Origin of the sequence: Dehalobacter sp. (assembly GCF_030063005.1) — a bacterium.
Lineage (GTDB): Bacteria > Bacillota > Desulfitobacteriia > Desulfitobacteriales > Syntrophobotulaceae > Dehalobacter > Dehalobacter restrictus.
The window spans coordinates 40,700-54,506 of sequence record NZ_JAPDHR010000015.1 but is presented as its reverse complement, the minus strand read 5'-3'; the positions used below and the strand labels follow the sequence as shown (position 1 = coordinate 54,506).

General features: G+C 47.1%; 10 protein-coding genes. All 10 read left to right on the top strand.

Translation table 11 applies throughout. The features are described from left to right. Positions 1 to 21: 21 nt before the first annotated feature. A protein-coding gene (prfB, locus tag OKX56_RS04740) for a peptide chain release factor 2 (protein WP_141690633.1) occupies positions 22 to 1,129 on the top strand; the annotation gives its coding sequence in 2 pieces (ribosomal slippage) (positions 22 to 90 and positions 92 to 1,129; 1,107 coding nt in all). 33 nt (positions 1,130 to 1,162) lie between these two features. Continuing rightward, entirely contained in the window at positions 1,163 to 1,975 is an 813-nt protein-coding gene (locus tag OKX56_RS04735; RefSeq protein WP_019224970.1) for a transketolase, read from the top strand. Further along, positions 1,975 to 2,940 carry a transketolase family protein gene (locus tag OKX56_RS04730; protein WP_019224969.1) on the top strand — a complete coding sequence of 322 codons (966 nt, stop codon included), beginning with the start codon at positions 1,975 to 1,977 and terminating at the stop codon, positions 2,938 to 2,940. Before OKX56_RS04735 ends, OKX56_RS04730 begins: the two co-directional genes overlap by 1 nt. Positions 2,941 to 3,258: 318 nt before the next feature. Continuing rightward, positions 3,259 to 3,945, top strand: a complete 687-nt coding sequence (gene ftsE, locus OKX56_RS04725; protein ID WP_019224968.1) for a cell division ATP-binding protein FtsE — start codon at positions 3,259 to 3,261, stop codon at positions 3,943 to 3,945. Then, positions 3,935 to 4,819, top strand: coding sequence for a permease-like cell division protein FtsX (ftsX, locus tag OKX56_RS04720; RefSeq protein WP_019224967.1), 885 nt, complete (start codon positions 3,935 to 3,937; stop codon positions 4,817 to 4,819). The genes ftsE and ftsX overlap by 11 nt, the downstream gene beginning before the upstream one ends. A 73-nt stretch (positions 4,820 to 4,892) precedes the next feature. Continuing rightward, positions 4,893 to 6,026, top strand: a complete 1,134-nt coding sequence (locus tag OKX56_RS04715; protein ID WP_019224966.1) for a murein hydrolase activator EnvC family protein — start codon at positions 4,893 to 4,895, stop codon at positions 6,024 to 6,026. Positions 6,027 to 6,098: 72 nt separating this feature from the next. After that, positions 6,099 to 7,280 (top strand): S41 family peptidase, encoded by a 1,182-nt coding sequence (locus tag OKX56_RS04710; protein WP_019224965.1) that lies wholly within the window; start codon positions 6,099 to 6,101, stop codon positions 7,278 to 7,280. A 336-nt stretch (positions 7,281 to 7,616) separates the two neighbouring features. After that, entirely contained in the window at positions 7,617 to 8,657 is a 1,041-nt protein-coding gene (locus OKX56_RS04705) for a hypothetical protein (protein WP_019224964.1), read from the top strand. 67 nt (positions 8,658 to 8,724) lie between these two features. Then, a complete protein-coding gene (uvrB, locus tag OKX56_RS04700; RefSeq protein ID WP_019224963.1) occupies positions 8,725 to 10,776 on the top strand; it encodes an excinuclease ABC subunit UvrB in 2,052 nt (683 codons plus the stop codon). A 144-nt stretch (positions 10,777 to 10,920) separates the two neighbouring features. Then, positions 10,921 to 13,743, top strand: coding sequence for an excinuclease ABC subunit UvrA (gene uvrA, locus OKX56_RS04695; RefSeq protein WP_019224962.1), 2,823 nt, complete (start codon positions 10,921 to 10,923; stop codon positions 13,741 to 13,743). Positions 13,744 to 13,807: the final 64 nt, after the last annotated feature.

Genomic DNA, 13,807 nt, shown 5'->3' with positions numbered 1-13,807 from the left:
AAATAATCTAGGGGTGGAAAAATGCTTGCCGATTGGAAAAAAGAAATTGAGAATCTAAAAATGCGTTTAGCAGATTTGAGGGTTTCCCTTTGACGTTGCTGGCCGTCAGATAAAGATTGCCAAGCTTGAGGACGAACTCAACAAACCCGGTTTCTGGGATGATCCTTCTTCAGCGCAAAAAGTCATGCAGGAATTGACCCGTGAGAAGGATAAGGTGACGGTCCATCAACAGCTCCAGGATCAGATCGAGGACATCGCTGCACTTTGGGAGTTGGCTGTGGAGGAAGACGATATTTCTTTGGAATCGGAAATTGAAAACACCATTGTTAAATTGAAAAACCAGTTTGCTGATTTGGAACTAGAGATTTTGCTCAGCGGACCTTATGACCGTAATAATGCGATCATTACCCTGCACTCCGGCGCAGGCGGAACCGAATCCCAGGATTGGGTGCAAATGCTGTACAGGATGTATGTACGCTGGGGTGAACGCCGGGGATTTAAAGTCGAGACACTCGATCTTCTCCCGGGAGAAGAAGCAGGAATTAAAAGTGTAACATTTTCCTTGGTCGGGGAGAATGCCTACGGCTACGCCAAATGTGAGAAAGGGGTACACCGTCTGGTTCGTATCTCTCCTTTTGATGCCTCCGGACGGCGGCATACTTCCTTTGCCTCTGTCGATGTGATTCCTGAAGTCACTGATGATGCAGAGATAACCATTGATGCGGAAGATTTAAAGGTTGACACGTACCGTTCAGGAGGAGCCGGCGGACAGCATGTCAATAAGACGGATTCTGCTGTACGGATCACACACCTGCCTACCGGAATTATTGTTCAATGTCAGAGCGAGCGCTCACAGATTCAGAACAGGGCTTATTGCATGCGGGTTCTTCAGGCCAAGCTTTTAGAATTAAAGCGAAAACAACAGGAAGAGGAAATATCTGAGGTTCGTGGGGAGCAAAATGATATCGCCTGGGGGAGCCAGATCCGGTCCTATGTCTTTCATCCTTACAGCATGGTTAAAGACCATCGGACCAGCTATGAAACAGGGAATGTCAATGCGGTGATGGATGGGGAAATTGATCCGTATATTTCGGCTTATCTTCAGCAAATTGTCGGACAGAATAAATAAATTGTGACCAAGCAAAGGAGGAAGCTTTATACCATGTCAGATTTAAAAGAAATCGCCTGCAGGATACGTCAGGACATCATCGAAATGCTGGAAAAAGCTAAATCAGGGCATCCAGGCGGCAGCCTTTCGGCCGCAGATATCCTTGCCGTCTTATACTTCCGGATCATGAATATTGATCCGGCCAATCCTGGATGGCCTGAGCGGGACCGCTTTGTGCTCAGTAAGGGGCATGCTGCCCCTGTACTTTATGCAGCTCTGGCTGAAAAGGGATATTTCCTGCGCGAGGAGCTGCAGCACTTACGGCAGACCGGACACTTTCTTCAGGGGCATCCGGATATGAAAAAGGTTCCGGGAGTTGATATGTCCACCGGTTCTTTGGGACAGGGCATTTCAGCTGCAGTTGGGATGGCGCTTGCCGGCAAGATTGATCAAAAAACATACAAAGTATATTGTCTCGTAGGTGATGGGGAAATGAATGAGGGCCTGGTTTGGGAAGCGGCAATGGCAGCAGCCCATTATAAGCTCGATAATCTGATTGGCATCCTGGACTTTAACGGTCTTCAAATTGACGGGGAGACGGAGAAAGTCATGAATTCTTCTCCGCTCTCCGACAAATGGGGAGCCTTTGGATGGAATGTCCTGGAGGTTGACGGCCACGACATTTCAGCATTGACGGATACCCTGGAAGCAGCGAAGCAGGTCCAGGGCAAACCGACGATGATTATCGCCAAAACCATTAAAGGGAAAGGGGTATCTTTTATGGAAAACCAGGCGGGGTGGCATGGAAATGCACCCAGCCCTGAACAAGCGGAAGCTGCCCTGGCTGAACTGAGAGGTGAAAACTAATGGCTGAGATGTTTGATCTGATTAAAGCGGAAAAAATAGCGACGAGAGATGCCTATGGCAAAACACTCGTGCAGCTTGGCGGAGAAAACAAGGATATTGTGGTTCTGGATGCCGACTTGTCCAAGTCAACTAAAACAGCCGATTTTGCCAAGGTATTTCCGAAACGTTTCATCAATATAGGCATTGCCGAACAAAATTTAATGGGAGTCTCGGCCGGGCTGGCAGCAGCGGGCAAAATTCCCTTTGCGAGCACTTTTGCAATCTTTGCAACAGGAAGAGCTTTTGAACAGATCCGGAATTCCATTGCATATCCGAAGCTCAATGTGAAGATTGCGGCTACCCATGCGGGGATCAGTGTAGGTGAAGACGGTGCCTCCCACCAGGCTGTGGAGGATGTGGCGCTGATGCGTTCCGTGCCAAATATGACGGTATTGGTTCCTGCTGATGCGGAGGAAACAAGTCAGGTCATCAAAGCTGCTGCAGCATACCAGGGACCTGTCTATATCCGGCTCGGAAGACTGGCACTGCCCGTGCTCTTTGATTCATCTTCCTATCAGTTTGAGATTGGCAAGGCCAATGTCCTGAAAGACGGCAAAGATGCTGTCATTATCGCAAACGGGCTCATGGTAGCGGAAGCGCTGAAGGCTGTGAATGAACTCAGCGGGCAGGGCTGCGATGTCGCGGTTGTCAATTGTGCCTCTGTTAAACCACTGGACAAACAGACCATTATTCAGATCGCGCAACAAACAGGAGCAGTTGTCACGGCGGAGGAACACAGCATTATTGGCGGACTCGGAAGTGCAGTGGCAGAAGTATTAAGCGAAAATTGTCCTGTCCCGCTCTGCCGGGTTGGGATCAATGATGTTTTCGGAGAGTCCGGACGCCCGGATGAACTGCTGGTGAAGTATCATCTTACAGCGAAAGACATTGTTGAAGCTGTAAGACGAGTGATTGCCAAAAAATAAAGAGTTGCAGGATAAATAAAAGCAGGATATTCCCCAAAAGAGTATTCTGCTTTTTACTTTTGCTCAATTTGTTCTTTTAATTACCGATAAAATAGTAAGAAGATTTGGATCAGAAAATAGCCTAAAGAAATCAAATATATTTCTGTTGTTATTTGTCAATATATTTATTTTTTACACTATCGTTTAATAATTGTGGAATGCATTCCTGAGATCTTGCCATTTTTCAGGAAATGTTTAATTTTTTTAGCTGTCTTAGACAGGAAAATAACACAAAATGTCGAAGAGATAAATGTTAATAGGTCTTCCGGAGGACAATGAATGATTAAACTAAAGAATGTTTCCAAAATATATCCGAACGGTGCCCGCGCTCTGTTCGGCGTCAACCTTGATGTCGCTAAGGGAGATTTTGTATTTCTGGTTGGGGCCAGCGGGGCCGGCAAATCGACACTGATCAAACTGCTCTACCGGGAAGAAATTGCTACGAGGGGACAGGTACTCATCGATAATGTCAATCTTGTCAGAATGTCTTCCAGCCATGTGCCATTGGTCAGAAGAAAAATTGGTGTTATTTTTCAGGATTTCAAGCTGCTTCCGGCAAAGACCGTATTTGAAAACGTCGCTTTTGCCCAGCAGGTTATTGGTAAAAGTATGAAAGAAACCAGAGAGAATACGAATACGATTTTGGATTTGGTTGGACTTGCTAAGAAAAAGAATGCCTTTCCTTCCGAGCTTTCAGGAGGCGAACAACAGCGCGCCTGCATTGCCAGGGCGCTGGTCAACAAACCCGCTTTGCTGGTTGCGGACGAACCTACAGGGAATCTTGATGTTGATACTTCCTGGAGTATCATGGAACTGCTTAACCACGTCAACAAGCTGGGTACCACGGTCGTGATGGCAACACATGCCAGGTACATTATTGAACAAATGAATAAGAGGGTAATAAGGATTGAAGAAGGCAAGATTGTTGATGACAGCATAGAGGGGGCATACAGAATTGTCACTTAACTCAGCAAAATATGTTCTAACCCAGTCTCTGGTATCATTGAAAAGAAACTTCTGGCTCAGTGCCGCATCCATTTTAACGGTGATGATTTCTTTAACAATCGTTGGTTATTCGGTTTTCTTTTTAGTCAACACATCGAACATTGCCGAGACCTTTGAATCTCAGGTAGAAATTGCCGTGTTTTTAAATGATCATCTGGAGACATCACAAATTACCGATTTGAAAAGTCAGATTCAAAAACTTGAAGGTGTCGCAACCGTTGCCGTTACCACTAAAGATCAGGCTATTATAGAGTTTCAGGAATCCATGGGTTCCGACTCTCTTCTGGAGGATTTGGGCGGAGTGAACCCATTTCCGGATAAGATTACAATTACAACGACCGATGCCCGTCTCGTCGAAGAGATTACTTCCCAGGTAAGCGGGCTGACCGGAGTCGAGAAAGTCCGTTATGGGCAGGGCTTTGTTGAGAAACTGATTGTCTTTACTCAGTGGCTTCGCTGGGTCGGGATTGGCGTTGTTGCCGCATTTGCTTGTGCCTCTTTCCTCTTAATTGTTTTAAATATTAAAACCAATGTAAATTCCAGAGAGAAAGAGATTCAAATCATGCGCCTGGTTGGCGCCAGCAAATCCTTTGTCCGTTGGCCATTTATCATCGAAGGGATCGTCATCGGTATGGTCGGGGCAATCCTGGCTGTTGCGCTGGTTGGGGCTACCTATACCTGGCTCCTGCAGTATATTATCTCGACCTTGAGTTTCCTGCCTGTTGTCAGCAGTCAACAGTTCATTATCAATGTGCTTCTGCTGATGGTTCTGGGCGGGGTTGCCATGGGATTTCTGGCAAGTGCGTTCTCTGTACGAAAATTTTTGAACCTTTAAAATCAGTTTTTTATGATTTTAGACGTCGAGGTTAACGAACTTTGAGTTCTATTGGGGGGGAATGGCGTAAAATATGATTAAAATGACAAGACCGGTTGTTTTGCTGATTGTTTTAACTCTAATGGTTACCTTCAATTTTCCTGTGACCGCGGATGAACTGTCTGAGGCGCTTAAGCAGCAGGAAAAGATCCTGAATCAGCAGAAAAACGCGGAAGGAAACCTGAATAGCCTGACGACAAAAGCGCAACAGATGGAGAAACAGATCCGGCAACTGACGACGCAAATTTCTGACGCTGAGGTGGATCTGGATCAGAAAGAAAACGCCCATGCGAAGGCCCAGGAAGAAGTAACGGCGATTCAAACGGAAGTGACAGCCAAACAGCAGGAACTGAAAGGGAGACAGGATACTCTGCGCAGTCGGGTACGCGCGATCTATGAAGAAGGTCAGGTAAACTATCTGGAAGTTCTATTCCAATCCACTGATTTATCCGACTTCATTTCCAGAGTAGAATATCTAAGCTGCCTAGTTGAAAATGATCAAACCATTTTAAGTGATATCCGTGTTCAAAAACAGGATTTAGATAAAAAAAAGGAACTCCTAGTCGCTAAAATGGATGAGGCGGAGAGCTTAAAACAACAGGCGGAAGCAGCTAAGAATTATTTGGACAGCAGCAAGTCAAAAAAAGAAGTAGCACTCGCTGAGAATAAAGAGGATCAGGAAGCGCTGCTCGAACAAATTGACAAGCTGGAGAGAGACTCTAAAGCACTTGAGTCAAAAATCCGTGAATTGCAGAAGAACAACACCGGAGGAGTTACTGGGACAGTTAGTGTCTGGCCTGCTCCAGGATACAAGTATATTACCAGTACTTTCGGATACAGGGTTCATCCGATAACAAAACAGTATAAACTGCACACCGGAGTCGATATCGGTGCACCATATGGGGCGAAGATTGTAGCAGCAGGATCCGGTACGGTGGTCTTTTCCGGTTGGTACGGCGCCTATGGAAATGCCATTATTATCGACCATGGCAATAAAATTTCAACGCTTTACGGCCATATGTCTTCAAGGGCGGTTGCAGTCAATACAACAGTGGCAGCCGGCCAAACGATCGGTTATGTCGGATCAACGGGATGGAGCACCGGGGCCCACCTGCACTTTGAAGTGCGTAAAGACGGCACCCCGACGAACCCGATGGCCTATTTTTAATCAATTGGACTTAACTTGTACAAGTCTGCATATACTAACAGAGAATAATGAGTTTGATAGGGAAGTGGACGTTTGTTCAACCGTGTGAATTGGAAAAAAGCTTTTATACAGGCCGCCGCAGTCGGCCTGATATTTTGTCTGGGGCTGGCACTTGTTGTTGGCGGGTTTGTACTGGTCAATTATGATCACCTTGGAAGATTTATGCGGGTGGTCTATCTTATTGACACCCAGTATTTAAATGGAACATCCCGTGCTGGACTCGTTGATGGGGCAATCGACGGGATGGTGGGTTCGCTGGACCCGTATTCATCCTTCCAGGATGCTGAGGAAAACAAAGTGCTGATGAATTCGATTCAGGGCACCTTTGGAGGGATCGGTGTACATTTAAGTACGGCAGATCCGGAAAAATTGGTTGTTATGCGTCCAATCAAAGGTTCTCCGGCTGAAAGGGCAGGACTCGAAGCGGGGGATATTATCACAAAAATTGACGAGACCGATGTCTCCACGATCAGCCAGGATGAAGCAGTCGCGATCTTAAGAGGAGAGCCCGGGAGCAAGGTGACGGTTAAAATTTACCGGCCGAAGACGAAGACAGAATTTACCGTAAGTCTTATTCGTGACTATATCAATGTTCCGACGGTTGAAGGGATCTCCCTGCCGGGAAGGTCAGATATTGGGCTGATTGATATTTCCAGTTTTAACATTAATACCGGGGATGAACTTGAGAAGGTTTTACGGGAGATGGATCTGACCAAATATAAGGGTCTGATTATTGATCTTCGTTATAATTACGGAGGAGAAGTCAATGCCGCGATTAAAGTAGCAAGTTTTTTGGTGCCGGAAGGGTCGATCGTTCACATTGTGAATAGGAACGGCGTCGTAGATACAAAAGAATCGACTGCTGAATATATCGACATGCCCATTGTCATTTTAACCAACGAATATACGGCCTCAGCAGCAGAAATCGTATCGGGGGCAGTCAAGGATTACGGAAGCGGGGCCCTGGTCGGGACGAAGACGTATGGCAAGGGTGTCGTGCAGACCGTGTTTACCCTTGATGGCAACACCAGCGTAAAGCTGACGACGGACAAATATCTTACACCGAAGAAAAATGATATTAATAAATTGGGAATCAAGCCCGATGTTGAAGTCGAACTTAAAGAAGGAGAAAAGCCTACCATCCTTCCGACCGAGCCTGTCTTCGACAGTCAGCTGAGCAAGGCGGTTGAAGTCCTGCTGCAGAAAATCCAGTAGGATAGAAAAGGATACAGTATCTTTATTCAGTCAAATGGAAGACGTCTTTCTCTAAATAGAATCCGCAGCGGAACGAATGATTAAACCCATTCTGCTGCGGATTTATTTAATGAGCAATCTCATCCTAGTACTACATTCTTAGAATAGACATACACATCGAGAGTTAATTCCTGATAAGAAGATCTTCTTATTATCCCTATGATCAGTCTAAGGGACACAGTTTCGCTGTGAGCGGAGTATTGTAATGGACATTACATTTCTGTTTTGACGGGAGAACGCCGGCTGTTCCATTTGCATAGAATATCCCACAGACATTATTGAACTGGAGGAATCATCATGGGGAATACAAGTGGGATTCGTCATTATTATATTGAGGCATTCACGCCTTACGGTTACGTATCGCTGCTGCCTGAACTGCTGAAAGAAATTAAATATACATATCTTCTCACGGGCGGCCCGGGTACCGGAAAATCAACCATGATGAAGCTCATCGGCATCCAGATGATTGATCGTGGGAATGATGTTGATTATATCAGGTCGATCAGGGAAGCCGATTCAGTTGCCGGTCTGTACCTGCCCAAGCATAAAATATGCTTACTCGATAAGGATGAATTTAACTGGCAAATAAATTTCTGCGGCCCGTACCACCGTGAAATTGATTTTTCTTCCTTCTGCCGCCAGAGCAGACTGGAAGAACACAGCCCTAAAATCAGTCAGCTCGGAGCAAGTCTTGCTGACATTGAGCAGGACATCATTGCCCAGCTCAGAAAAGACTATATGCCGAAAAAACAAGAGGAATCTGAGGAAGATGGGCACGCCTGTCAAAACAAAACCAGGAATCTGGACGCTGTCCTGTCTTTGGCCTGGGAAGGCGATCAGCAAGGTGATGATTCGCCGCATATTGATGAGATCACGCGAATCCTTTCTAGAATAAAAGCAAATAATCTGTCGTTTTATTTTCTCCATAGCCTTCAATTAGAAGGGTGGCTAAATCTTGCTCCAAGATATATTCGGGATTTTGACCGGATTTGCCTGGACGGTGAAGAGTCTGCTCACCTTCTGCGGGTACTGCTCGAAGAGGTTAAATGCCTGGGGCAGGCCATGGAAATTATTGTTCATCCGCTAAAACCGTACACAATCGTCGGTTTGCTCTTTCCGGAAAAGAACCTGGCGGTCTGGAAAGGCAATCCCTGCCGGATTGAAGAGCAGGGTTTCCGGATGGGTCACAGTACGGAGCTGATAGCTATTCTCGAACAATACAGAAAAAACCGCCTCGAATTAAAAAATCTAATTAATGACTCCGTGAATTTCAGGGGATTGGACCATTTCCGCAGCGAGCTCCTGAGCAGTATTTTGACGGACCTCCATCAAGGATGAAACAAAAATGCGGGAATGAGAACAAAATGATATAATAAATATACTGTCTTTGATGGAGGGATATTCTATGGAATTTCGACTACGGGCTCCTTATAGTCTTTCTGGAGATCAGCCCCAGGCAGTGGACAAGCTTACTGAAGGCATTCTAGCCGGTAATAAGCACCAAACGCTGCTGGGTGTTACCGGATCGGGTAAAACATTTACAATGGCCAGCATCATTGAACGCATTCAAAAACCGACCCTGGTCTTTGCACACAATAAGACGCTGGCCGGACAGCTGTATTGCGAGTTTAAGGAATTTTTTCCGGAGAATGCGGTTGAATATTTTGTCAGTTATTATGATTATTATCAGCCGGAAGCTTATGTTCCATCCAATGACCTCTACATTGAAAAAGACGCTTCCATCAATGAGGAAATAGAAAAATTGCGGCACTCGGCCACAGCTGCGTTGTTTGAAAGAAGAGATGTCATTGTTATCGCAAGTGTTTCCTGTATCTATGGTATGGGATCTCCCGATGAGTACCGGGATATGGTTCTGTCTTTAAGGCAGGGCCAGGAAATAGAACGCAATCAGATGCTGCGCAAGCTGGTTGAAATCCAGTACGACCGGAATGATACCGCCTTTTATCGCGGAACTTTCCGGGTAAGAGGGGATGTCGTCGAGGTATGTCCTGCTTCTACGGATGAAAAGGCAGTTCGGATTGAAATGTTCGGCGATGAAATCGAACATCTTTATGAGGTGAATCTTCTGACCGGTGAAATCCTGGGAGAACGAAAACATATCTCGATTTTTCCAAACTCCCACTATGTGACCGAACGTGATAAATTAATGCTGGCTGCTGAAAATATTGAGCAGGAGCTTGAAGAGCGTCTGGAATATTTCCGTTCAAGGGAAAAGCTACTGGAGGCTCAGCGCCTCGAACAGAGAACCCGCTACGATATTGAAATGCTTCGGGAGATGGAATTTTGCAACGGTATTGAAAATTATTCCAGGCATCTTACCTTCCGCAAACCAGGAGAAACACCCTATACTTTGCTGCACTTTTTCCCGAAGGATTTCCTGATGTTCATTGATGAATCACATCAGACTCTGCCGCAGGTCAGAGGCATGTTTGAGGGAGACCGTTCCAGGAAAAGCACGCTGGTGGAGCATGGTTTCCGCCTGCCCTCTGCCATGGATAACCGGCCGCTGCGTTTTTCTGAATTTGAAATAGTTGTACCCCAAAGGGTCTATGTCAGTGCGACTCCCGGACCATACGAAATGGAGCACTGCCGCGAGGTTGTCGAACAGATTATCCGGCCCACAGGTTTGATTGACCCGGAGATCATTGTGAAGCCCACCCAGGGACAGATTGATGACCTGATCGGCGAGATCCGGCAGCGGATTGCCAGGGACGAAAGAATCCTCGTGACCACACTGACCAAGAGAATGTCCGAAGACCTGACAGACTATCTGAAACAGCTGAATATTAGTGTCAGATATCTTCATTCTGATATTCAGACCCTTGAGAGGCTGGAAATCTTAAGAGAACTCCGTCTTGGAGAAATAGATGTGATTGTCGGGATTAACCTTTTAAGAGAAGGCCTTGATTTGCCTGAGGTATCGCTGGTGGCGATCCTTGATGCTGACAAGGAAGGATTCTTAAGATCGGAAAGGTCTTTGATCCAGACTGTGGGCCGGGCGGCCCGAAATGTCAACGGAAAAGTCATCATGTATGCGGACAATATGACGGAATCCATGAAAGCCGCGATTGGTGAGACCAACCGTCGCCGAGCGATCCAGGAAGAATATAACAGAGCACACGGGATTATCCCGCAGACCATTCGCAAGCAGATCTATGAAGTGCCTGAAGCGACGAAAGTTGCGGAGAAAAAGACGGCTTATGGGGAAAAAGGCGGCAAGTTGACACCTGAGGAACAGGAAAAAACCATTCAGGTCCTGGAAGAAGAGATGCTTAAGGCTGCCAGGGAACTGGATTTTGAACGCGCAGCTGATTTAAGGGATGCGATCATTGAACTGAAGGGAGAATATGCTGGTATGACACGGAGCAGCCGCTCTAAATCCGGCAAAAACTATTCTTCCGAGAAACAGAACAGATCCCGTAAAAAAAGAAGGTAAATAAATGCGAACAAATGTTCCCTTTTACTGTTTTTTGGTGTAAGATAAGATCGTGGCAATTATGGAAGAATAGATGTTAAATAAGGAATAGAATCAAGCAAAAATATAGCCTTATCATCTTTAGAAGCCTTATGGAGGAAATGTATGACCCAGGATTATATCAAGGTACGGGGCGCCCGTGTCCATAACCTCAAAAACATTGATGTCGATATTCCGCGGGATAAGCTCGTTGTTATTACCGGCCTGTCCGGTTCAGGAAAATCATCTCTAGCTTTTGACACCATTTACGCTGAAGGCCAAAGACGCTATGTTGAGTCCCTCTCAGCTTATGCCCGCCAGTTCCTGGGGCAGATGGACAAACCGGATGTCGATTATATTGAAGGGCTATCACCCGCAATCTCCATTGATCAGAAGACGACAAATCGCAATCCACGATCAACCGTAGGAACGGTAACGGAAATCTATGATTATCTCAGACTGCTTTATGCAAGGGTCGGTCATCCGCATTGTCCGAACTGCGGCAAGGAGATCAGCCAGCAGACCGTCCAGCAGATGGTGGATCAATTACTGACCTATCCGGAGAAAACCCGTTTACAGATTCTAGCACCGGTGATCAAAGGAAAAAAAGGAGAGCACGTCCGGACACTCGAACAGGTCAGAAAAAGCGGCTACGTCCGGGTGAGGGTGGATGGAGAAGTCAGAGATCTCAGTGAGGAAATACTTCTTGAAAAAAACAAAAAACACTCCATTGATGTGGTTGTCGACAGAATTTCCCTGAAGCCCGACAGCACCGCTCGGCTCGCCGACTCAATCGAGACTGCGCTGAAGCTCGCCGAAGGCACGGTCCTGGTCGACATCGCGGGTCAGGAAGAGATTCTATTCAGCGAAAATTTTGCGTGCCCGGACTGCGGAATTGCAATCGACGAGATTGCTCCAAGACTGTTTTCCTTCAACAGCCCATTCGGGGCCTGTCCGTCGTGTACCGGACTCGGGGCGAATCTGGAAGCAGATATCGATCTGATTATCTCCGACCGCGGCAAGTCGATCAATGAAGGTGCAATCGTGCCGTGGGCGAAATCGAATTTGAGCTATTATCCTGCCTTGCTGCAGGGGCTGGCCGAAAAATTCGGGTTCAGTCTGGACTGCCCGGTGAAAAATCTGACACCGGAGCAGTGGCAGGTCCTGGTCTATGGCTCTGATTCACCGATTAAATTCAGTTACTACAATATCTTTGATGAATTAAAATATTGGAAAGCGCCTTTTGAAGGACTGGTGCCGTATTTTAACCGCCGATATAAGGAATCGACCTCGGACTATGTCCGGAATGAAATAGAAGGTCTGATGACAGAGAGACCGTGCCCGGTCTGTCAGGGCAAGAGGCTGAAACCCGAAGCGCTGGCTGTGAAGATTAATCGTTTATCCATCTATGAGCTGACCCGGCTTACCGTGATGGAGTCCCTGGACTTTTTTAAAAAGATGGTTCTAAGTGAAAAGGAACAGATGATTGCGCGTCAGGTTTTGAAAGAAATCAAAGAAAGGCTTGGTTTTCTTGTTAATGTCGGGCTGGACTACCTGACTCTGGATCGTGCCGCCGGGACACTTTCAGGCGGGGAGGCCCAGCGGATCCGTCTGGCCACGCAGATTGGCTCGAGTCTCACCGGCGTGCTTTATGTGCTGGATGAGCCAAGCATCGGTCTGCACCAGCGCGATAACGCTAAACTGCTGGACACGTTGAAAAAACTGCGGGACTTGGGGAACACGCTTTTGGTCGTGGAACATGATGAGGATACTCTTTTGGAGGCCGACCATATCATTGATATCGGCCCTGGCGCCGGAACCCATGGCGGGCATATTGTGGCGCAGGGAGATCTGGAAGCGATCAAGGCGTGTGAAGCTTCGATTACCGGGCAGTATCAGACCGGTCGTAAAAAGATTGAAGTCCCTGCTCAACGTCGCCAGCCGAACGGAAAATGGCTTGAAGTAGTCGGCGCAGCCCAGAACAACCTGAAACAGCTCCATGCCAAATTCCCTTTGGGTGTGATGACTTGTGTAACAGGAGTGTCCGGATCGGGCAAAAGCACGCTGGTCAACGAAATATTATTTAAAGGGCTTCAGATGGAACTCAAAATCAGCAGTAAAGTCCGTCCCGGGGTTTACCGGGAGCTCAAAGGACTGGAGTATGTCGACAAGGTTATCGACATTGATCAGTCTCCGATCGGGCGTACACCGCGATCCAATCCAGCCACGTACACCGGGCTATTTGATTTTATCCGGGACCTTTTTTCCCAGACGCCGGAAGCGAAAATCAGAGGCTATAAACAAGGCCGGTTCAGCTTCAATGTCAAAGGCGGACGCTGTGAGGCATGCCGGGGAGACGGAATCATAAAAATTGAAATGCATTTTCTTCCGGATGTCTATGTCCCGTGTGAGGTATGCCGCGGGCAGCGTTACAACCGTGAGACCCTGGAGGTAAGCTTTAAAGGAAAAAATATTGCGGAGATCCTCAACATGACGGTTGCTGAAGCGGTTGAATTTTTCGCGGCTGTACCTCGGATTGCTCGGAAACTGCAGACCCTGCAGGATGTTGGCTTAGGCTACATCAAGCTTGGGCAGCCGGCTACGACCCTTTCCGGGGGAGAGGCCCAGCGCGTTAAGTTGGCTACGGAGCTCAGCCGCCGCAGTACGGGGAAAACGCTGTATATTTTGGATGAACCGACGACCGGTTTGCACGTCGCCGATGTGGATAAGCTGTTAAAGGTCTTACAGCGCCTTGTTGAGGCGGGCGATTCCGTTCTGATCATTGAGCACAATCTGGACGTGATTAAAACCGCCGATTATATCATCGACCTCGGTCCAGAAGGCGGCAGCCGGGGAGGCGAGATTGTCGCAGTCGGTACACCAGAGGAAATCGCCGCGGTTCCCGCCTCGTATACTGGACAGTTTTTAGGAAAACATTTGGGAATTTAGGACAATGGGTTAAATTCATTAATTTTTACAAGCTGGCGTCGTTTTATACGGTGTCAGCTTTTCT

Excerpts from the sequence above, each read along its gene's own strand:
- OKX56_RS04735 (WP_019224970.1), top strand. The coding sequence starts at position 1,163 with ATGTCAGATTTAAAAGAAATCGCCTGCAGGATACGTCAGGACATCATC.
- OKX56_RS04730 (WP_019224969.1), top strand. The coding sequence starts at position 1,975 with ATGGCTGAGATGTTTGATCTGATTAAAGCGGAAAAAATAGCGACGAGA.
- ftsE (WP_019224968.1), top strand. The coding sequence starts at position 3,259 with ATGATTAAACTAAAGAATGTTTCCAAAATATATCCGAACGGTGCCCGC.
- OKX56_RS04715 (WP_019224966.1), top strand. The coding sequence starts at position 4,893 with ATGATTAAAATGACAAGACCGGTTGTTTTGCTGATTGTTTTAACTCTA.
- OKX56_RS04705 (WP_019224964.1), top strand. The coding sequence starts at position 7,617 with ATGGGGAATACAAGTGGGATTCGTCATTATTATATTGAGGCATTCACG.
- uvrB (WP_019224963.1), top strand. The coding sequence starts at position 8,725 with ATGGAATTTCGACTACGGGCTCCTTATAGTCTTTCTGGAGATCAGCCC.
- uvrA (WP_019224962.1), top strand. The coding sequence starts at position 10,921 with ATGACCCAGGATTATATCAAGGTACGGGGCGCCCGTGTCCATAACCTC.